The following is a 20,071-nucleotide window of genomic DNA, read 5'->3' as shown; positions in this document are numbered from 1 at the left end:
AGTCCTCGGCAGGCTCAGAAGGAGAAGGGGATGTAGCAGAGGGCGGCGAGGACGACCGCGCCCCAGCCCAGCAGGGCCGGCTTGCGGTACCACGCGTCGTCGCCGTCGGCGGGCAGCTCTTCCATGTCGGGGGAGCGTGTGCCGTAGACGAGTCCGGCGAGCTTCTCGGCCGGCTTGGGCTCGGTGAGCAGGGTGACGATCAGCATCACCACGGCGCCGACGACGAAGGCGACGATCGAGGAGACGAAGTTGGCGCCCTGTTCGGAGGGGATGGCGATGATGCCCTGCTTGTAGAGCCAGAAGTAGTTGATCATCGCGGCGGCGGTGCCGGAGAGCAGGCCCCAGAATCCGGCGGCGGCGCTGGTCCGCTTCCAGAACATGCCGATGATGAACACCACGAACAGCGGGACGTTGAAGAAGGAGAACAGCGTCTGGAGGTAGTTCATGATGTTGCTGAAGCTGGACGCGATGAAGGCGGTGCCCATGCCGATCAGCACGCCGACGGCGGTGACCACGCGTCCGGTCTTGAGGTAGTAGCCGTCCGGGCGGCCCTTCTTGAGGTACGCGGCCCAGATGTCGTTGGTGAAAACGGTGTTGAAGGACGACACGTTGGCGGCCATGCCGGCCATGAAGGCGGCGAGCAGGCCGGTCACGGCGATGCCGAGCACGCCGTTGGGCAGCAGGTCGCGCATCAGGACCGGGATGGCGTCGTTGTACTGGAGGCCGTCATCGGACTTGCCCAGTGAGGGCTCCATGACGAGGGCGATCAGGCCGGGGACGACCACGACCAGCGGGATGAATATCTTGGGGAAGGCGGCGATCAGCGGGGTGCGCTTGGCGGCGGAGAGGTTCTTCGCGGACAGGGCGCGCTGCACCTCGGCGAAGTTGGTCGTCCAGTAGCCGAAGCTCATCACGAAGCCGAGGCCGAGCACGATGGTCAGCCAGTTGGCGCCGAGCGGGTTGGCCTCGCCGATGCCGGTGCCCTTCCAGGCGGTCAGGAAGGCGTCGCCGTGCGAGGAGGACAGCGAGTCGGTCAGGCCGTGCCAGCCGCCGACGCGCTTGAGGCCGACGATGGTCAGCGGGATCAGCGCGGCGAGGATGACGAAGAACTGGAGCACTTCGTTGTAGATCGCCGAGGAGAGGCCGCCGATCGTGATGTACGCGAGGACGAAGAAGCCGGCGACGACGATCGCGACCCACTGCGGCCAGCCGAGGAGCGCCTGGAGGACGATCGCCATGGCGTAGAGGTTGACGCCGGCGATCAGCACGGACGAGACGGCGAAGATCACCGACGACAGCAGGTGCGAGGACGGGCCGAAGCGGTGCAGCAGGAATTCCGGCACCGAGCGGACCTTGGAGCCGTAGTAGAACGGCATCATCACCAGGCCGAGGAAGACCATCGCGGGGATGGCGCCGATCCAGTACCAGTGGACGGTGTAGGCGCCGTACTGCGCGCCGTTGGCGGCCATACCGAGGATTTCGGTGGCGCCGAGGTTGGCGGCGACGAATGCGAGGCCGGTGACCCAGGCGGGCAGTGACCGGCCGGAGAGGAAGAAGTCCAGGCTCGTCTTCACGCTGCGCCGGGCGGCGATGCCGATGCCGAGGACGACGGCGAAGTAGAGGGCCAGGATCGTGTAGTCGAGCGCGTTGGTGGGGAGCCGGAGCCCTTCGGCCAAGGTGATCATGTGGGCACTCATTTCCGGGGGTCTGGGGGTGCCCCCCCCGGGACACATCGTTGTGCTCGCGTGGAACGCACAAAAACCTACGCGCGAGGTTCTGGAAACTGAACACTTCTGTTCGTTTCAGTTTGGCCAAGGGAGATCGCGACGGACTGTTTGCCCCGAAAGGCCGGGTAACGTCCGGCTGGAGAGCGCCAAACACCCCTGCGTCGGCGCTGTGTTGACGGCGCTGTTGGGTTGTGCTTCATTGTGTTCGTTTGTGTTTGGTCGCTGGTGAGGAGCTCCCGTGAAGAAGACGACGACCCGGCTTGCGGACGGCCGGGAGCTCATCTACTACGACTCCCGCGCCGCCCCCGCCCGCACCGCCCCCGACCGCCGCCCCCTCGACCCGGTCTCCACCGCGTCCGAGATCCGCCACGACCGGCTGCTCGGCGACGCCGTCGCCATCGCCTCGCACCGCCAGGGCCGCACCTACCACCCGCCGGCCGACGAATGCCCGCTCTGCCCCTCGCGCGCAGGCCGGCTCTCCGAGATCCCCGAGGCCGACTACGACGTCGTCGTCTTCGAGAACCGCTTCCCCTCGCTCGCCGGCGACAGCGGCCGCTGCGAGGTCGTCTGCTTCACCCCCGACCACGACGCGTCCTTCGCCGACCTCACCCCCGCGCAGGCCGCCCTGGTCCTGGACGCCTGGACCGACCGCACCGCAGCCCTGTCCCAACTCCCACAGGTGGCCCAGGTCTTCTGCTTCGAGAACCGCGGCGCCGAGATCGGCGTCACCCTCGGCCACCCGCACGGCCAGATCTACGCCTACCCCTTCACCACCCCCCGCACCGAGCGGATGCTCGCCTCGCTCGCCGCGCACCGCGAGGCCACCGGAGGCCGCAACCTCTTCGACGACGTCCTCGCCGACGAACGCGCCGCAGGCCGCCGCATCGTCCTGGAGGGCGACCACTGGACCGCCTTCGTCCCCTACGCCGCCCACTGGCCCTACGAGGTGCACCTCTACCCCCGCCGCCGGGTGCCCGACCTGACCGCCCTGGACGACGCGGCCCGCACAGAGTTCCCACAGGTCTACCTGGAACTCTTGCGGAGGTTCGACCGGATCTTCGACGAAGGTGACGGCCGGGGACCGCGCACACCCGGCGCCGCCCGCACCCCGTACATCGCCGCCTGGCACCAGGCGCCCGTACGCGCCGCGGACCGCGCCGAGTTCGCGCTCCACCTTGAGCTCTTCACCATTCGCCGTACTCCGGGAAAGCTGAAGTTTCTCGCGGGTTCCGAATCCGGCATGAACGTGTTCATCAACGATGTGCCGCCGGAAGCCGCGGCCGAGCGACTGCGAGAGGTAGCCAGCAAGTGAGCAAGAAGTACCTGGTCACGGGCGGAGCGGGATATGTCGGCAGCGTCGTCGCCGCGCATCTGCTGGAGGCCGGCCACGACGTGACCGTGCTCGACGACCTCTCCACCGGCCACCGCGAAGGCGTCCCCGAAGGCGCCCGCTTCATCGAGGGCCGCATCCAGGACGCCGCCGCGCACCTCGACGCCTCCTACGACGCCGTCCTGCACTTCGCCGCGTTCTCCCAGGTCGGCGAGTCCGTCACGGACCCGGAGAAGTACTGGCGCAACAACGTCGGCGGCACCATGGACCTGCTAGCCGCGATGCGCGCCGCCGGCGTCCGCACGCTCGTCTTCTCCTCCACCGCCGCCACCTACGGCGAGCCGGCGTCCACCCCGATCACCGAGTCCGCCGCCACCGCGCCCACCAGCCCCTACGGCGCGAGCAAGCTCGCCGTCGACCACATGATCAGCGGCGAGGCCGCGGCCCACGGCCTGGCCGCCGTGTCGCTGCGCTACTTCAACGTCGCGGGCGCGTACGGGAGTTACGGCGAGCGGCACGACCCCGAATCGCACCTCATCCCGCTCGTCCTCCAGGTCGCCCAGGGCAAGCGCGCCGCGATCTCCGTCTACGGCGACGACTACCCGACCCCCGACGGCACCTGCGTACGCGACTACCTCCACGTCGCCGACCTCGCCGACGCCCACCTCCTCGCCCTCGAAGCGGCCTCCTGCCCGCCGGCCTCCCGCGCGGGAGGCGCCGCGCGCCGCGTGTCGCCCGGCGAGCACCTCATCTGCAACCTCGGCAACGGCAACGGCTTCTCGGTCCGCGAGGTCATCGAGACCGCCCGCAAGGTCACCGGGCACCCCGTCCCCGAGATCGCCGCCCCGCGCCGGGCCGGCGACCCGGCCGTCCTGGTCGCCTCGGCCCGGACCGCCACCGACCGCCTCGGCTGGCGCCCCACCCGTACCGACCTCGCCGAAATCGTCGCCGATGCCTGGGAGTTCACCCGGCGCCCGGCAGAGTAGACCCGAACCAAGGAGCCCCTCATGACCGCGCACGAAGCCGCCGCACCGGCCGCGGAACACGGCGCCGCGCCCACCGAAGCGGCCTTCCGCGCGGTCCACGGCGCCGCCCCCGCAGGAATCTGGGCGGCGCCGGGCCGGGTCAACCTCATCGGTGAACACACCGACTACAACGACGGCTTCGTGCTGCCCCTGGCCCTGACGCACACCACCATCGCCGCCGCCGCGCCCCGCACCGACGGCATCCTGCGGCTGCACTCGGGCAACGTGGACGGCGGCATCGTCGAACTGCGCACCGACGACCTGCGGCCCGCGCCAAGGGACACTGCGGCGCGAAGCGCCTCCACCTGGGGCGGTGACGGGAGACGGGCGGAAGGCTGGGCCGCCTACCCGGCCGGTGTCGTCCGGGCGATGCGGGAAGCCGGACTGCCGGTCGGCGGCGCCGACCTGCACTTCGACAGCACCGTGCCCACGGGCGCCGGCCTCTCCTCGTCGGCCGCCCTGGAGGTCGTCACCGCGCTCGCCCTCAACGACCTCTACGCGCTCGGCCTCGCCCCGCAGCGCCTGGCCCGGCTGGCGCAGCGCGCCGAGAACGCGTTCGTCGGCGTGCCCTGCGGGATCATGGACCAGACCGCGGCCGCCTGCGCCACCGAAGGCCACGCCCTCTTCCTCGACACCCGCGACCTGCACAGCCGCCAGGTCCCGTTCGACGTGGCCGCCCAGGGCCTGCGGCTGCTGGTCGTCGACACCCGGGTGAAGCACGAGCTGGGGGACGGCGCGTACGCCGAGCGGCGCGCCGGGTGCGAGCGCGGTGCGCGGGTGCTCGGCGTGCCCGCACTGCGCGACGTCCCCTACGCCCAACTGACCGATGCGCTCGCGATGTTGGCGGACGCGCCGGACATCCGTGCGCTGGTGCGGCACGTCGTCACCGAGAACCGCCGGGTCGAAGAGGTCGTCGCGCACCTGGACGCGGGCGACATCCGCGCCATCGGGCCGCTGCTGACCGCGGGCCACGCCTCGCTCCGCGACGACTTCGCGGTCTCCTGCGCCGAGCTGGACCTGGCCGTCGACGCCGCGCTCGCGGCGGGCGCCGTCGGGGCGCGGATGACCGGCGGCGGCTTCGGCGGCTCGGCGATCGTGCTCGTCGACGACGTGCAGGCGGACGCCGTGGACGCGGCCGTCACCGCGGCCTTCGCGGCGGCCGGACATACCGCGCCGCGGATCTTCACCGCGGTCCCAGGACCCGGGGCGCGCCGCCTCGCGTGACACCGGGCGGCGCGCGGGACCGGCCTGCGCGCGGGCGTGAACAGGAGCCGCGCGCCACGAGTTTCGGCATTTTTCCCCCACCGTACGAACCCGTCCGTATGCTGAGATCAGCGCCGGTGGGGGCCGGCGTCGATCAGGGGAGAGCGGTACCCCTCGGCGCCCGACACGGCCGCGGAGGGCGGGTACGGCGTCCGGGGCGGGGTAACCATGTCGGCACGGCGGCGGCCGTGCAGTTGCGGTGAACTGTCCCCCGGGCCCCGTGCCCGCTAAGGTCCGTTCCCCGAGACAGGGGGTCTTCGTGCAACGCATCCGGGTACTGGTGGTCGACGACCACCGCATCTTCGCCGAATCCCTGGCCGCCGCACTGGCGGCAGAGGCGGACGTCTGCGTGGCGGCGGCAGGCAGCGGCCACGCCGCGCTGCGCACCCTCGACCGGTCGGCCGCCGAGGGCCGTCCCTTCGACGTCCTGCTGGCCGACGCCGACCTCAACGGCCCCGCGCCCCAGCTGACCGCGGTGCCTCCGCAGCCCGCGGCCCGGGACGGCGCCGTACGTGCCACCGCCTTCGACGGCATCACCCTGGTCTCCGCGGTCAGCGCGAGCCATCCCGCGCTGCGCACGGTCGTCCTCGCCGAACGCGACGACCCGCGCCGCGCCGCGGCCGCCCTCCTGGCGGGCGCCCAGGGCTGGGTCGCCAAGGACTGCTCGCTCTCCAGGCTGCTGTCCGTCATCCGCGGCGTGCTGCGGGAGGAAACGCATCTGCCGCCCGCCCTGCTGACCGGCGTGCTGCGCGAGCTGACCGCGGCCCGCAAGCACCGTACGGAGAGCGAGCGGCTGGTGGAGTCGCTGACCCCGCGCGAGCGCGAGGTGCTGCGCTGCATGGTGGCGGGCCTGGGCCGCAAGGCGGTCGCCGAGCGGCTCTTCCTCTCCCCGCACACCGTTCGCACCCACATGCAGAACGTCCTCGGCAAGCTCGGCGTGCACTCCACCCTGGCCGCCGTGGCACTGGCCCGCCGCGCCGGGGTGGGCCCCGTGGAGCCGACCGCAGCCGCGCCCGTGTCGCTGCGGTAGGGAAGCTCAGGACAGGCCGGTCAGCCGCCCTGCCCCACCGCGGTGAGGACCGCGACCCCCCGGGCGGCCAGCGTGACCCGCTCCACGGCCGCCGCGTCCCCGGCCAACGCGTCCCGCATCGGCTCGGGCAGCGCGACATCGGCCGTCGTGCCCCCGTGGTTGAGCAGGAACAGGAACCGCCCGCCCGCGCCCTCCCTGACCGCCGCCTGCACTCCGTCGGGCAGCCCCGGCAGGACGGGCAGCACGCCGGCCGCCTCCCGTACGTCGTCCCACAGGGCCCGCAGCAGGGCCGGTTCGAGGCGGGTGCCGACGTACCAGGCGGTGCCGCGCCCGTAGCCGTGCCGGGTCACCGCGGGCCGCCCCGCGAGGTCGCCCTCGGTGAACTGGGCCACGGCCTCGGCCCCTTCGAGGTCGATCGCCTCCGACCACAGGTCCGCCCGCCCCGTGTAGCCGCCGCCCACCGCGACGGACACTCCGGCGGCCAGCGGCCAGAACTCCTCCACCCGCAGGCCCAGCAGCTCGCGCAGTGGCGCGGGGGCGCCGCCGGGGTGCACCCGGTCGTGGGCGTCGACGATGCCGGAGAAGAACGACACGACCAGCCGCCCGCCGTCGCGTACGTATCCGGTCAGCCGCCGCGCGTCCTCGGCGGTCAGCAGATACAGGTGTGGGACGACGACCATGCGGTAGCCGGTCAGGTCGCGTCCCGGCGGCACGATGTCGCAGGCCACACCGGCCTCGAACAGCGGGCGGTAGTGCTCCAGCGTGAGCTGCGCGAGGTCGAGCGCGGTCGACGGCTTGGAGTCCAGCTCCAGCGCCCACCAGCTGTTCCAGTCGGCGAGCAGCGCCACGTCGGCCCGCGACCGCGTCCCCGCGATCTCCGGTACGGCGGCCAACTCGCGCCCCAGAGCGGTGACTTCGCGGAAGATGCGGGTGTCGGTCCCGGCGTGCGGCAGCATCGCCGAGTGGAATTTCTCCGCCCCGCCCAGCGACTGCCGCCACTGGAAGAACAGCACCGCGTCCGCCCCCTGTGCCACCGCCTGCCAGCTCCACAGCCGCATCGTGCCGGGCGGCTTGGGGCCGTTACGAGGCCGCCAGTTGACCGCGCCGGGCGCCTGTTCGAGGAGCAGCCAGGGCCGCCCGCCGCCCGCCGAGCGCATCAGGTCGAAGGCGTAGCCGGCCCGGATGTGGTCGTCGGGCACGTGCGGGTCCTGGTAGAAGTCCAGCGCCATCGTGTCCAGGTGCGGCGCCCAGGCGAACGCGTCGACGGGCTTGTGCTGCGGCATCAGGTTGGTGGTCACGGGAATGGCGGGCGAGAGGCGGTCCAGCACGTCCTTTTCGGCCAAATAGCAGGCCCGCAGCGCCTCGTCGCCGAACCGCAGGTAGTCCAGCTGCTGGGCGGGGTTGGGGAAGGTGGGTGCGGTGCGCGGCGGCAGCACCTCGTCGAAGTCGCCGTACGCCTGCGACCAGAAGGCCGTCGACCAGGCGGCGTTGAGCGCGTCGACGGTGCTGTAGCGGTCCCGCAGCCAGCGCCGGAAGTCGGCGGCTGACACCTCGCAGAAGCACTGCCGGGTGTGGCAGCCGTACTCGTTGCCGATGTGCCACAGGGCGAGCGCGGGATGTCCGGCGTAGCGGGCGGCGAGCTGCTCGACGAGGCGGACGGCGTGGCTGCGGTAGACGGGGCTGGAGGGGCAGTAGTGCTGCCGGGCGCCCGGCCAGCGCCGCCGCCCGTCCGCGTCCTCGGGCAGCATTTCGGGGTGCGCGTGGCTCAGCCACGGCGGCGGGGACGCGGTCATCGTCGCCAGGCAGACGTCGATGCCGGCCCCGGCGAGGCCGTCCATGACCCGGTCGAACCAGCCGAAGTCCCATACGTCGGGCCGGGGCTGGACCCTGGCCCAGGAGAAGATCCCGGCGGTGACCATCGAGACGCGGGCCGTCCGCATCAGCTCCAGATCCTCGGCCCACACCTCCTCGGGCCACTGCTCGGGGTTGTAGTCGCCGCCGAATCGGATGCCCATCGGACCCCCTGGGTCGGATCCGGCGGGCCGTGGCCCTGCCGGTTGAGGATGCAGGCTCAGCTCCGGCTCAGCATTCAGCCTCCGGCGCCCGGCTTCAAGGCGTGGCGCGGGCCGGGGCCCGATGTTCAGGAAGAGTTCTTGTAGACGCTCCAGCCGCCGTCCACCACCAGGCTCGCGCCGGTCACGAACGACGCCTCGCCGGACAGCAGGAACGCGATGGCCGCGGCGACCTCCTCGGGCCGGCCAAGGCGCCGCGCCGCGGTCTCCCCAGCGCTGGCCCGCCGCTCCTCCTCGCCGATGCCGTCCCAGGCGGCGGTGAGCACCGGCCCCGGCAGCACGCTGTTGACCCGCACCTCGGGCCCGTACTCGACGGCCAACTGGCGGGCAAGACCGGTCAGTCCGGCCTTGGACGCGGCGTACGCGGGCCGTCCCGGCAGCCCGATCAGGGCGTGCACGGACGAGGTGAGCACCACGGATCCGGCCCGCTCGCGCAGATCGCCGAGGGCGGCGCGGACGCCGAGGAAGGAGCCGGTGAGGTTGACCGCGAGCTGCCGTTCCCAGTCCGCGAGCGGAGTGTCGTCCGCGGCCGCCACGTACGGCAGGAACGCGTTGCTGACCAGCCCGTCGACCGGTCCGTACCGCTGCCGCGCGGCGTCCACGGCACGCTGCCAGCCGTCCTCGCTCGCCACGTCGCAGTGCTCGAACGAGGCCAGCCCGCCGGCCGCCCTGATCCGCCGCGCGACGTGCTCGCCGCGCGGGTCGTCGATGTCCAGCAGCAGCACCGCGGCGCCCTCGGCCGCCAGCCGGTCGGCGGTGGCCGCCCCGATACCGGCGGCGGCACCGGTCACCACGACCGTACGGCCCTGGAACCGCCTGCCGAAGGGGCCACCGGATACCGGGTGTGGTGCGCGCGGACTCATGGCGCGATCCAAGCCCACCGGACGGCGCCGGGCAAGGGGCCGTCAGAGCGGGAGGCGGCCGTTCCGGGCGGCGGGCAGGAGTCGGACGGGGGCGCTGCCGGACCCGCACGGCTCCCGGGGCGGCCGGGTTGCGGTTCGGGCACCGGTGGCACCCCGCCGCTCACCCCGGAATGTTGTCGAAGGGTCCGGTCAACCGGCGCAGCAGACCGGCCAGTTCGGCGCGCTGCTGGCGGGAGAGTTCGGCGAGAATGGCGCGCTCCTGGGTGAGGAGTCCGGCCAGTGACTCGTCGGCCTTGTCGCGGCCTGCCGGGGTCAGCCGGACCAGCACGCCGCGCCGGTCGCTGGGGTCGGGCAGCCGCTCGACGAGGTCCTTCTTGGCGAGCCGGTCGATGCGGTTGGTCATCGTCCCGGAGGTCACCAGCGTCTGCGTCAGCAGCGCGCCGGGTGAGAGCTGGTACGGTGCGCCGGCCCGTCGCAGGGCGGTGAGCACGTCGAACTCCCAGGGTTCGAGGCCGACCTCGGAGAAGGCGATGCGGCGGGCCCGGTCGAGATGCCTGGCCAGCCTGGAGACTCGGCTGAGGACCTCAAGTGGTTCCACGTCGAGGTCCGGGCGCTCTCGGCGCCATGCTGCGACCAGTCGGTCGACCTCGTCCTCCATGACGATCAGTGTAAAGGGTCTGTCGACATGAAGTCTCTTGACGTCGAGATATATTTTCGCCGACTATTGGGCATGTCGGCGGGAACCCGTGATTCCGGCGGGTTGGCCTGAACCGAACCCGCGACGGCCCAGTACCGGCCCTGTACCAGCAGAGGGGTTTTGCCCATGCACGTTGCACCCACCTGGGATCCACAGCAGTACCTGCGGCACGCCGGGCACCGCACCCGCCCGTTCCGCGACCTGCTCACCCGCATACCGGAGCTGCCTGCGGCCGGCCGTCCCGCCCGCATCGCCGACCTCGGCTGCGGCCCCGGCAACGTCACCGTCCTCCTCGCCGACCGCTGGCCCGACGCCCACATCACCGGCCTGGACAGCTCGCCCCACATGCTCGAACAGGCCGCTTCCTACGCCGGACCGACCCCCGGCGGCGGCCTCATCGACTTCGGCCCCGCCGACGCCACCGACTGGGCCCCCACGGAGCGCTACGACCTGATCGTCTCCAACGCGGCGCTCCAGTGGGTCGTCAACCACCCCGACTCCTTCGGCCGCTGGATCGACGCCCTCACCCCCGGCGGCACCTTCGCCTTCCAGGTGCCGGGCAACTTCACCTCGCCCAGCCACGCCCTGCTCGGCGAGCTGTGCGACGCCCCCGAATGGCGCGCCCGCCTCGGTGACCACGGCCGCCGCTACGTCCACATCCTCGAACCCGTCGGCTACCTCGAACTCCTCACCGACCTCGGCTGCACGTCCGACGTCTGGGAAACCACCTACGTGCAGATGCTCCAGGGCGAGGACCCGGTCCTCGACTGGGTCAAGGGCACCGCCCTGCGCCCCGTCCTCACCGCCCTCGCCGACGACCTGCCCGCCCGCGACGAATTCCTCTCCCAATACCGCGACCTGCTGCGCAAGGCATACCCGCCCGGCCGCCACGGCACGGCCTTCCCCTTCCGCCGCATCTTCGCGGTCGCACGCAAGCCGTGAGCGGGGGATCCACGCCCCGCCGGCCGTAATCCGCCCACCAGGAGGTGTGCCGTGATCACCGGACTCGACCACATCCAGCTCGCGGCACCCCCGGGCAGCGAACCCGCCCTACGGGCCTTCTACGCCGGCACCCTCGGCATGACCGAAGTCCCCAAGCCCCCGGCACTCGCCGCCCGCGGAGGCTGCTGGTTCCGGTCCGGCACGGCCCACCTCCACCTGGGCATCGACCCCGACCACCACCCGTCCCCCAAGGCCCACCCCGGCATCCGCGTCCACGACATCACCGCCTTCGCCGCCCGCCTCACCACCACCGGCACCCCCATCACCTGGGACGACAACCTCCCGGGCCACCGCCGCTGCTACGCCATCGACCCGGCGGGGAACCGACTGGAGTTCCTGGAAGCGACAGGCACCGTCACGGAATAGGCTCTTTACGGCTCAGCGTCTCCGGGAAATGCTCCAGGAAATCATCCATATCGGGCACGAGCAATGTCCCCCACGAACCGTCCGCAAACCCGAACTGGACGTCCTTGGAACTGTCCCGCAGTCGGGTCCAGGAAAGCGCGGCACGCGGAAATTCCGCTCCCAACTCCACCGCATCTCCCAGCTTTCCCGACACGCGCCGGGACTGTACGTACACAAACCGCATCCGGTCGCCGGCCAGGGCCACCGCCGTGGTCACCCCCGATGCGCTGTGCGGCTGACCGGCCGCCAGCCACTGCCCGGCCAGGCTGTCCCAGGTGCCGAAGAACGCCCCGTTGCCCGCCTGCCGCTGCTTCCGTACCGCAAGGTCGTCGGTGGCCTTGGTGGGCGCCAGGGCCGGCACATCATTGGTCAGGATCCCGAAAAGAACACTTCCGAGCCTCACCAAAGGCGCGCAGGCCCCGCCGTGCCCCACCAGAACTTCAGGTCTCCTCGCCCGCGGCACGTAGCCGGCGGCCTCGCCGCTGTTGGTGCCGGTCCGGTCAACGGCGAAACCACCGGCGAAGGCCCCACACCCCCCGCTTTCCAGGGCCTCCACAATTTTTCGCTCCAGCTTGTCCCACATATATGCCAACCCCTTGAAATGTCGTCATCGGAATGCCAGAGGTGCGGCAGGCGGAATGAGGTACCAAGCCACGTTCCCTGCCGTGACATGGTCATCCCCTGCTGCCGGCGCCGTCAGCCGAACAGTGAATCAACGGCCGTGGCAACGCGGCTGCACGGGGACTTCACCACGGCCGTGAGTGCGCCCTCCGCCGCCTCTGCGGACACCATGAAGGTGAAACCCAATGACCGCTGTGGCGCGGAATCTCCGGCCAGCGCACGTATTCCCTGGCCCGCTCCCGCAGATTCTGTCTGCCACCCCTGGGCGGTGAACGACGCGGTGATCCGGGAGAGCGCATCCGGGAGAGCACTGGTCTCCACCCCGGAGACACGCCAGTTGTGCTGGGCAGAACAAGAGGTGCGCAGCCCCTTGCCCCAACACGCTTCGCAGGTAATCGAGTTGACCTTTCCGTCTCCGTCCACGCGCCCGCGCAGTGCGACCACGTCCAGCAGGCGACTGGAGTGCCAGTACAGCTCCTGCTCCACCACAGGGTCCGGCGCCGTGGCCGCCGCCGGGCCGCCCTGCCGGATGGCCCGGTAATCCTCGATCTCCTGGTCCGTGCCCCAGTCGATGGTTTTGAGGATCTCGGCGAACAGTTCGGAGTGCAGGCCCCAGGCATCTGCCGACGGGCTGTCGAGCGCGAAGATCAGCATTTCCCGGCTGCCGGGCAGGGGGATGTACACCTGGATCTGCGACTGCCGGACAGGGAGATCCTGGCCGGTGGGCGACACCCCCGCGGCAAGAACGAAATCCGATGAGCCGATGCGGGTGAATGCGGGTCCGCAAGGCAGTTCCACCCGCCGGTAATCATCCTGCGGGTGTTTGCGCTCAAGGAGTTCGTGGAGTTGCCGCAGCAACCGCTCGTCATCCTCGCTCTCGTGCGGTACCTGACTGACGACGATGGTGGAGGCGCTGGGCTGACCATCCGATTCGAGGACACAGAGACCGGCATAGATCACATCGGCTTCCGCCATCGGCTCCAGCTGCGCGCCGAGCATGAGCGCGAAGAGGTACTGATCGTCCACCGAGTGGTCGGGCAGAAGCTCCGTGGCCAGTGCGTGCAGGCGTTCCGCGGCGGTGTCCGCGTCCGGCGCGTCCACCGGGAGCTCGCGGATGAAGGGCGGCATGATCCAGCCTATGTGCAGCCGGGAGGGCTGCCGCTCGGGCGGCAGCACTGTTGCTGTTCCGCCGTCTTCGGCGACTGCGTACGACACCTGTTGATCTCTTCTCTGCTCAGGCTGCCAGGGTCTTGTGGAACTGCTGACCGGACGGCCCCGGCGCGACCGTCTGCTTGTCGCCGCCAAGATGTTCCGCAACCTGATGGACAGTGCCGTTGACCGTGGAGCCGCCCTTGATGACCAACTGCGTGGCGGCCTGTGCCTTGTCCGAGAGCTGAGCCGCTTCACCGAACGATTTCTTCAGCCCCAAGTTGACCGCCCTCATGCTCAGCGGCTGCCCGAGCCCCTTGGCGATCTCCTCGGCCGTTCTCGCGCCACCCAGCCCCCGGCCGGCCGAGCCCAGTTTCCCCAAGAGACTCGCGCCCTTGGCAGCTCCCTTGAAGCCCGCGGTGGCACCCTTGGCCAGGCCCCCCACACCCGGAATCACCCCCAGCGCATCCAGCCCGATCTTCCAGCCAGGCGTGCCGTTGCCCCGCGCGTTTCCCATCCAGTGGCCGGCCATCGCACCGGCCGCGCAGGCCGCGGAAGCCCCACCGAGCAGAGCGCCGACGACCTGGCCGCCGACCGGTACCACCTGGCAGGCCAGGGCGGCTGCGGCCAGGCCCGCCGAAATGGTCGACAAGAGGTCGGCATGGTCGACGAGCCAGTCCTTGAACTCCCGCCAGCCTTTTTTGAGGCCGTCGACGGCCCGCTTCCACCAGTGAATGTCCGGTGGGCGGTTCTCCGAGGCTTTGAGGATGGCGCGCTCGGCTTCACCGGCGCGGTCCTTCCACTGGGACCGGATGCGCTCCGCTTCGCGGACGAGGTCGTCGAGTTTGTCCTTGGAATGCTTCGACCTGTCGGACGCCGCATCCATCTCGTCGTTGATCCTCTTTGCCTTCTCGGGCTCCATGGGCCGGCCGAAGTACGGTAGGTACTTCTGATAGAGGTCGTTGTAGTGATCGTGGTCCGCATCTGCCTGCTTACGGGCCGAGGCTGCCTCCGTCTCGATCTTGCCTGCCTTGTCCTGGAATTCCTGGAGATGCGTGTGCCAGCCGCGTAGCGCCTTGGCGCAGTCGTGCATGGAATCGGTGCCCTGTTTGAGGAATTTCGGAAGCTCGCCAAGTTTCTTCGCGAAATTCTGGGCTGCTTCTCCCTCCCAGGCACCGTCGCTCTTGCCGACGGTCTTGAGGAGGTGATCCAGTTCGTCCAGTTCGTCACCGACGGATTTCACGTCGGACGCCAGGGCTTGGATCGCGTGCAGGTCTCCCTTTGCGGGGTTGAACCCGACGCCGGGCCAGGCCGAGTCGTCTTCGATGAACATGCTGCGCCAAGACATGGATGCCCCTCCGGACCGATCTTCTTGCTGATTCCGCAGTTACTTCTTGCCGAGCATCTTGGCGTTCTCTTCTTCGCCCGCCTTGTATGCATCCAGCGTCGTCCCAAGTTTTTCGTGGATGTCTTTGGCGGCGTCCGCGATGCGCTTGATGCCATCGCCCCATTGGTCCTGGAACTCATCGCAGGCATCATCCAGGCCGTCGGTGCCCAAAGCCTTCGGCCCCACCTTGTTCAGGCGTCGCTGAGCGTCCCGCATGCGTTCGTCTGCATGCGCGAGCTTGTTCAGCATTTCTTGTATGCGGCCGACGTCGATTTTGAAATCGGTGGACATGTCTGATTTCCTCGTGCTCGCCCGGTGTTTTCGACGACGGTCGAATGAGGGGTCAGTGCAGGGGTGCCGTGCCCGATGTCGACGTCGCTGTCACCGTATCGTGATGAGCGGCGTGACCTGCATCGAGGCATGTTGATATTCGGCCAAGAGGGAGCCGCAATGGGCCCGGAAAGGGAGTTGGATGGGCGACATCGCGGGAAATCCGAGATGTCGCCCATGACCGGTTATCCGGGAAATGAAAAGTTTTCCTCCGAGGCCGCCAACGCCTCACCCACAAGCGCCCCGCCCTCAGTTCTTCCGATGGCCGATCAGCCGGGGCTTCGCCTCCAGGCCGTCGAGGCCGTGCCAGGCGAGGTTGACGAGGTGGGCGGCGACCTCGGCCTTCTTGGGCTTGCGGACGTCGAGCCACCACTGGCCGGTGAGGGCGACCATGCCGACGAGGGCCTGGGCGTAGAGGGGGGCCAGTTTCGGGTCGAAGCCGCGGGCCTTGAACTCCAGGCCCAGGATGTCCTCGACCTGGGTGGCGATGTCGCTGATGAGGGACGCGAAGGTGCCCGTCGACTGGGCGACGGGGGAGTCGCGCACCAGGATGCGGAAGCCGTCGGTGAAGGTCTCGATGTAGTCGAGGAGCGCGAACGCCGCCTGTTCGAGCAGCTCACGAGGGTGGCCGGCGGTCAGCGCGCCGGTCACCATGTCCAGCAGCCGGCGCATCTCGCGGTCCACGACCACCGCGTAGAGGCCCTCCTTGCCGCCGAAGTGCTCGTAGACCACGGGCTTGGAGACGCCGGCCTTCGCGGCGATCTCCTCGACCGACGTGCCCTCGAAGCCGCGCTCGGCGAAGAGGGTGCGACCGATGTCGAGCAGCTGCTCACGGCGCTCCGCTCCGGTCATCCGGACGCGGCGGGTCCGCCTGGTACCCGCGCCGGAGGAGGTTCCCTTGCTGCCGTTGCTCACGCTGCTGCCGTCGATCGCCACCCGTCAATCATGCCGCCTGGGTCGCCTTCTGCTTGCGCCGGGCATCGATCCGGGACGCGTTCGGCCACCGCACGTCGTACGCCCAGCCCGCCTTCTCGAACCAGCGGATCAGCCGGGCGCTGGAATCCAGCTGCCCCTTCAGCACGCCGTGACGCGCGCACGTCGGGTCCGCGTGGTGCAGGTTGTGCCACGACTCACCGCAGGAGAGGACCGCGAGCCACCACACGTTCCCGGAACGGTCACGGGACTTGAACGGCTGCTTGCCGACCGCGTGGCAGATGGAGTTGATCGACCACGTGACGTGATGCAGCAGCGCCACCCGGACCAGGGAACCCCAGAAGAACGCGCTCAGCGCACCCGCCCAGGACATCGTCACCAGGCCGCCCACCAACGGCGGAATCAGCAGCGACACCGTCGTCCAGACGATGAACTGCCGGGAGACCGCCCGGATCGCCGGATCCTTGATCAGATCCGGCGCGTACTTGTGCTGCGGCGTCTGTTCCTCGTTGAACATCCAGCCGATGTGCGCCCACCACAGGCCCTTCATCAGCGCCGGCACCGTCTCGCCGAACCGCCACGGCGAATGCGGGTCGCCCTCCGCGTCCGAGAACTTGTGGTGCTTGCGGTGATCCGCCACCCAGCGCACTAGAGGCCCCTCCACCGCCATCGACCCCATGATCGCCAGCGCGACGCGCAGCGGCCGCTTCGCCTTGAACGCGCCGTGCGTGAAATACCGGTGGAAGCCGATCGTGATGCCGTGGCAGCCGACGTAGTACATCGCCACCATCAGCCCCAGATCCAGCCAACTCACCCCCCATCCCCACGCCAGCGGCACCGCGGCCAGCAGCGCCAGGAACGGCACCGTGATGAAGAGCAGCAGGGTGATCTGCTCAAGGGAGCGCTTGCTGTCACCGCCCAGCGTCGCGGACGGCAGCGGTGCGCCGGCCGGTGTGGGTGACTCTTCGACGGCTTCTGGACCAGCGGTCATGTTGGTGTCCCTCGTCGGGGGCTCGGGGCACGGCTACGGCTACGGGACCGTAACCTACGGTCTCGTAAGTATGGCAGCGCCGAGGCCGCGGGCAAGGCCGTGACAGGCCCGTACCCACCACGCGGACACCCCTACCCCGACACCCGCAAAGCCGTGACCTGCGACCACTGCCCCGGCCCCGGGCCCCACCCGCACAGATGCCCACACAGCGGACGGTGTGACGACCCTCCGAACGGGAGACCTATCCTGGGGGCGTCGGACAGCGCGGTCCGCACCCCGCCCACAAAGCCCAGACGTGCCCACCCGTCACCCGCCACCCCGCAGGAGACGCGGGCGCCGCCCCCAGGGAGCGCCGTCCGCCCCCTGGAAACCGTCGCGGTGTGACGCCCCCTCCTGAAGAGCTGCAAGGAGCCGCACCTGTGAGCAGTGCCGACAACACCTCCGCCGCCGAGCCCACGTCCAGCGGAAACGGCCGGGCCAACGGCCTTGCCGCCGAGGGCGAGCGCAGCGACAACATCGCCCTGCGCGCCGACATCCGCCGTCTCGGCGACCTCCTCGGCGAGACCCTCGTCCGCCAGGAAGGGCAAGAACTCCTCGACCTCGTCGAACAGGTCCGCGCCCTGACCCGCTCCGACGGCGAGGCCGCCGCCCGGCTCCTGGGCGACACCGACCTCGCCACCGCCGCCAAGCTGGTCCGTGCCTTCTCGACCTACTTCCACCTCGCCAACGTCACCGAGCAGGTCCACCGCGGCCGCGAGCTGCGCGCCAGGCGCGCCGCGGAAGGCGGCATCCTCAGCCGCACCGCCGACATGCTCAAGGACGCCGACCCCGAACACCTCCGGGAGACCGCCGCCCACCTCGGCGTACGCCCCGTCTTCACCGCACACCCCACCGAAGCCGCCCGCCGCTCCGTCCTCACCAAGCTCCGCAAGGTCGCTGAACTCCTCGACCACACGGACATCACCGAGCGCCGCCGCACCAACCTCCGCCTCGCCGAGAGCATCGACCTCATCTGGCAGACCGACGAACTGCGCGTCGCCCGCCCCGAGCCCACCGACGAGGCCCGCAACGCCATCTACTACCTCGACGAACTCGGCCGCGGCGCCGTCGGCGACGTCCTCGAAGACCTCGCCGCCGAACTGGAGCGCGCCGGCACCGAACTCCCCGCCGGCACCCGCCCGCTGACCTTCGGCACCTGGATCGGCGGCGACCGCGACGGCAACCCCAACGTCACCCCCCAGGTCACCTGGGACGTCCTGATCCTCCAGCACGAACACGGCATCACCGACGCCCTGGAGCACGTCGACGAACTGCGCGGCGCCCTCTCCAACTCCATCCGCAACTGCGGCGCCACCGACGCACTCCTGGAATCCCTCCAGCGCGACCTGGAACTCCTCCCCGAGATCAGCCCCCGCTACAAGCGGCTCAACTCCGAAGAGCCCTACCGCCTCAAGGCCACCTGCATCCGGCAGAAGCTCGTCAACACCCGCGACCGGCTCGCCGGCGACACCCCGCACGTCCCCGGCCGCGACTACCTCGGCACCGCCGAACTCCTCGACGACCTCGCCCTCATCCAGACCTCGCTGCGCGCCCACCGCGGCGGCCTGGTCGCCGACGGCCGCCTGGAACGCACCCTGCGCACCATCGCCGCCTTCGGCCTCCAGCTCGCCACCATGGACATCCGCGAACACGCCGACGCCCACCACCACGCACTCGGCCAGCTCTTCGACCGCCTCGGCGAAGAATCCTGGCGCTACGTCGACATGCCCCGCGACTACCGCCGCAAGCTCCTCGCCAAGGAACTGCGCTCCCGCCGCCCCCTGGCCCCCACCCCGGCCCCCCTCGACGAAGCCGGCGCCAAGACCCTCGGCGTCTTCCGCACCATCCTCAAGGCCAAGAAGACCTTCGGACCCGAGGTCATCGAGTCGTACATCATCTCCATGTGCGCCGGCTCCGACGACGTCTTCGCCGCCGCCGTCCTCGCCCGCGAAGCCGGCCTCATCGACCTGCACGCCGGCTGGGCCAAGATCGGCATCGTGCCGCTCCTCGAAACCACCGACGAGCTGAAGATCGCCGACCTGCTCCTCGACGAAATGCTCTCCGACCCCTCCTACCGACGCCTGGTCGCCCTCCGCGGCGACGTCCAGGAAGTCATGCTCGGCTACTCCGACTCCTCCAAGTTCGGCGGCATCACCACCAGCCAGTGGGAAATCCACCGCGCCCAGCGCCTGCTGCGCGACGTCGCCCACCGGCACGGCGTACGCCTGCGCCTCTTCCACGGCCGCGGCGGCACCGTCGGCCGCGGCGGCGGCCCCTCCCACGACGCGATCCTCGCCCAGCCCTACGGCACCCTCGAAGGCGAAATCAAGGTCACCGAACAGGGCGAGGTCATCTCCGACAAGTACCTCGTGCCGTCCCTGGCCCGCGAAAACCTCGAACTGACCGTCGCCGCAACGCTCCAGGCGTCCGCCCTGCACACCGAACCCCGCCAGTCCGACGAGGCACTCGCCCGCTGGGACGCCGCCATGGAAACCGTCTCCGACGCCGCCCACGGTTCCTACCGCAACCTCGTCGAAGACCCCGACCTGCCCGCCTACTTCTTCGCCTCCACCCCCGTCGACCAGCTCGCCGAACTCCACCTCGGCTCCCGCCCCTCCCGCCGCCCCGACTCCGGCGCCGGGCTCGACGGACTCCGCGCCATCCCCTGGGTCTTCGGCTGGACCCAGTCCCGCCAGATCGTCCCCGGCTGGTACGGCGTCGGCACCGGCCTCAAGGCCGCCCGCGAAGCCGGCCTCGGCACCGTCCTCGACGAAATGCACGAACACTGGCACTTCTTCCGCAACTTCCTGTCCAACGTCGCCATGACCCTGGCCAAGACCGACCTGCGGATCGCCCAGCACTACGTCGACACCCTCGTCCCCGACGAGCTCAAGCACGTCTTCGACGTCATCAAGGCCGAGCACGAACTCACCGTCGCCGAAGTCCTGCGCATCACCGGCGAGAGCGAACTCCTCGACTCCAGCCCGGTCCTGCGCCAGACCTTCCACATCCGCGACGCCTACCTCGACCCGATCAGCTACCTCCAGGTCTCCCTGCTGGCCCGCCAGCGCGAGGCCGCAGCCCGCGGCGAAGAGGCCGACCCGGTCCTCGCCCGTGCCCTGCTGCTCACCGTCAACGGCGTCGCCGCCGGCCTGCGCAACACCGGCTGACCCACCCCGCACACCACAACGGCCCGCCTCCTGGCAC

Annotated in this window: 17 protein-coding genes; 7 read left to right on the top strand and 10 right to left on the bottom strand. The window is 70.4% G+C overall.

The features are described from left to right. Positions 1 to 14: 14 nt before the first annotated feature. Positions 15 to 1,685: a sodium:solute symporter family protein gene (locus LIU39_RS09350; protein ID WP_227046130.1), complete on the bottom strand. Its 1,671-nt coding sequence runs from the start codon at positions 1,683 to 1,685 to the stop codon at positions 15 to 17. A gap of 280 nt (positions 1,686 to 1,965) precedes the next feature. On the opposite strand from LIU39_RS09350, the gene galT reads away from it, so the two are divergent. From galT to LIU39_RS09330, 4 genes are all read left to right on the top strand, one after another. Beyond that, entirely contained in the window at positions 1,966 to 3,039 is a 1,074-nt protein-coding gene (galT, locus tag LIU39_RS09345) for a galactose-1-phosphate uridylyltransferase (protein WP_227046129.1), read from the top strand. Next, entirely contained in the window at positions 3,036 to 4,043 is a 1,008-nt protein-coding gene (gene galE / locus LIU39_RS09340; protein WP_227046128.1) for a UDP-glucose 4-epimerase GalE, read from the top strand. Before galT ends, galE begins: the two co-directional genes overlap by 4 nt. Positions 4,044 to 4,064: 21 nt before the next feature. Beyond that, positions 4,065 to 5,306: a galactokinase gene (gene galK / locus LIU39_RS09335; RefSeq protein WP_227046127.1), complete on the top strand. Its 1,242-nt coding sequence runs from the start codon at positions 4,065 to 4,067 to the stop codon at positions 5,304 to 5,306. Between the two features lie 298 nt (positions 5,307 to 5,604). Next, the gene (locus LIU39_RS09330; protein ID WP_227046126.1) at positions 5,605 to 6,375 is read left to right on the top strand and encodes a helix-turn-helix transcriptional regulator; all 771 of its coding nucleotides are present in this window, start codon (positions 5,605 to 5,607) and stop codon (positions 6,373 to 6,375) included. A gap of 20 nt (positions 6,376 to 6,395) precedes the next feature. On the opposite strand, the gene LIU39_RS09325 is transcribed toward LIU39_RS09330, so the two are convergent. From LIU39_RS09325 to LIU39_RS09315, 3 genes are all read right to left on the bottom strand, one after another. Then, positions 6,396 to 8,390, bottom strand: coding sequence for a beta-galactosidase (locus LIU39_RS09325; RefSeq protein ID WP_227046125.1), 1,995 nt, complete (start codon positions 8,388 to 8,390; stop codon positions 6,396 to 6,398). A 125-nt stretch (positions 8,391 to 8,515) separates the two neighbouring features. Then, the gene (locus tag LIU39_RS09320) at positions 8,516 to 9,310 is read right to left on the bottom strand and encodes an SDR family NAD(P)-dependent oxidoreductase (RefSeq protein ID WP_227046124.1); all 795 of its coding nucleotides are present in this window, start codon (positions 9,308 to 9,310) and stop codon (positions 8,516 to 8,518) included. Between the two features lie 160 nt (positions 9,311 to 9,470). Further along, the gene (locus LIU39_RS09315) at positions 9,471 to 9,968 is read right to left on the bottom strand and encodes a MarR family winged helix-turn-helix transcriptional regulator (RefSeq protein ID WP_227046123.1); all 498 of its coding nucleotides are present in this window, start codon (positions 9,966 to 9,968) and stop codon (positions 9,471 to 9,473) included. 165 nt (positions 9,969 to 10,133) lie between these two features. Here LIU39_RS09315 and LIU39_RS09310 point away from each other — a divergent pair, with 165 nt between their 5' ends. Then, positions 10,134 to 10,949 (top strand): trans-aconitate 2-methyltransferase, encoded by an 816-nt coding sequence (locus tag LIU39_RS09310; protein ID WP_227046122.1) that lies wholly within the window; start codon positions 10,134 to 10,136, stop codon positions 10,947 to 10,949. A gap of 51 nt (positions 10,950 to 11,000) precedes the next feature. Continuing rightward, entirely contained in the window at positions 11,001 to 11,375 is a 375-nt protein-coding gene (locus LIU39_RS09305; RefSeq protein WP_227046121.1) for a VOC family protein, read from the top strand. Here the strand turns inward: LIU39_RS09305 and LIU39_RS09300 are convergent. The 6 genes from LIU39_RS09300 to LIU39_RS09275 form a co-directional block, all read right to left on the bottom strand. Beyond that, positions 11,365 to 11,997, bottom strand: coding sequence for a hypothetical protein (locus LIU39_RS09300; protein ID WP_227046120.1), 633 nt, complete (start codon positions 11,995 to 11,997; stop codon positions 11,365 to 11,367). The two genes, LIU39_RS09305 and LIU39_RS09300, sit on opposite strands and share 11 nt — an antisense overlap. Positions 11,998 to 12,110: 113 nt before the next feature. Further along, positions 12,111 to 13,250 (bottom strand): hypothetical protein, encoded by a 1,140-nt coding sequence (locus tag LIU39_RS09295; protein WP_227046119.1) that lies wholly within the window; start codon positions 13,248 to 13,250, stop codon positions 12,111 to 12,113. 19 nt (positions 13,251 to 13,269) lie between these two features. Beyond that, the gene (locus LIU39_RS09290; RefSeq protein ID WP_227046118.1) at positions 13,270 to 14,517 is read right to left on the bottom strand and encodes a WXG100 family type VII secretion target; all 1,248 of its coding nucleotides are present in this window, start codon (positions 14,515 to 14,517) and stop codon (positions 13,270 to 13,272) included. Positions 14,518 to 14,571: 54 nt separating this feature from the next. Beyond that, on the bottom strand, positions 14,572 to 14,862 hold the full coding sequence (locus LIU39_RS09285; protein WP_227046117.1) for a WXG100 family type VII secretion target: 291 nt from the start codon (positions 14,860 to 14,862) through the stop codon (positions 14,572 to 14,574). A 288-nt stretch (positions 14,863 to 15,150) separates the two neighbouring features. After that, positions 15,151 to 15,837 (bottom strand): TetR family transcriptional regulator, encoded by a 687-nt coding sequence (locus LIU39_RS09280; protein ID WP_372463831.1) that lies wholly within the window; start codon positions 15,835 to 15,837, stop codon positions 15,151 to 15,153. A 7-nt stretch (positions 15,838 to 15,844) separates the two neighbouring features. Next, complete coding sequence (locus LIU39_RS09275; protein ID WP_227046116.1) at positions 15,845 to 16,825, bottom strand: acyl-CoA desaturase; 981 nt, start codon at positions 16,823 to 16,825, stop codon at positions 15,845 to 15,847. A gap of 419 nt (positions 16,826 to 17,244) precedes the next feature. Between LIU39_RS09275 and ppc the strand changes: the two genes are divergently transcribed. Then, positions 17,245 to 20,034 (top strand): phosphoenolpyruvate carboxylase, encoded by a 2,790-nt coding sequence (gene ppc, locus LIU39_RS09270; RefSeq protein ID WP_372463830.1) that lies wholly within the window; start codon positions 17,245 to 17,247, stop codon positions 20,032 to 20,034. Positions 20,035 to 20,071 lie beyond the last annotated feature (37 nt).

Source organism: Streptomyces pinistramenti (genome assembly GCF_020564935.1).
Taxonomy (GTDB): domain Bacteria; phylum Actinomycetota; class Actinomycetes; order Streptomycetales; family Streptomycetaceae; genus Streptomyces; species Streptomyces pinistramenti.
Note: the sequence above shows the minus strand (reverse complement) of the source record. Positions and strands in the feature narration are given on the sequence as shown.

Coding starts and splice junctions, on each gene's coding strand:
- LIU39_RS09300 (WP_227046120.1), bottom strand. CDS start 11,997: ATGTGGGACAAGCTGGAGCGAAAAATTGTGGAGGCCCTGGAAAGCGGG.
- LIU39_RS09320 (WP_227046124.1), bottom strand. CDS start 9,310: ATGAGTCCGCGCGCACCACACCCGGTATCCGGTGGCCCCTTCGGCAGG.
- LIU39_RS09285 (WP_227046117.1), bottom strand. CDS start 14,862: ATGTCCACCGATTTCAAAATCGACGTCGGCCGCATACAAGAAATGCTG.
- LIU39_RS09325 (WP_227046125.1), bottom strand. CDS start 8,390: ATGGGCATCCGATTCGGCGGCGACTACAACCCCGAGCAGTGGCCCGAG.
- LIU39_RS09350 (WP_227046130.1), bottom strand. CDS start 1,685: ATGATCACCTTGGCCGAAGGGCTCCGGCTCCCCACCAACGCGCTCGAC.
- LIU39_RS09315 (WP_227046123.1), bottom strand. CDS start 9,968: ATGGAGGACGAGGTCGACCGACTGGTCGCAGCATGGCGCCGAGAGCGC.
- LIU39_RS09290 (WP_227046118.1), bottom strand. CDS start 14,517: ATGTTCATCGAAGACGACTCGGCCTGGCCCGGCGTCGGGTTCAACCCC.
- LIU39_RS09310 (WP_227046122.1), top strand. CDS start 10,134: ATGCACGTTGCACCCACCTGGGATCCACAGCAGTACCTGCGGCACGCC.
- galK (WP_227046127.1), top strand. CDS start 4,065: ATGACCGCGCACGAAGCCGCCGCACCGGCCGCGGAACACGGCGCCGCG.
- LIU39_RS09275 (WP_227046116.1), bottom strand. CDS start 16,825: ATGACCGCTGGTCCAGAAGCCGTCGAAGAGTCACCCACACCGGCCGGC.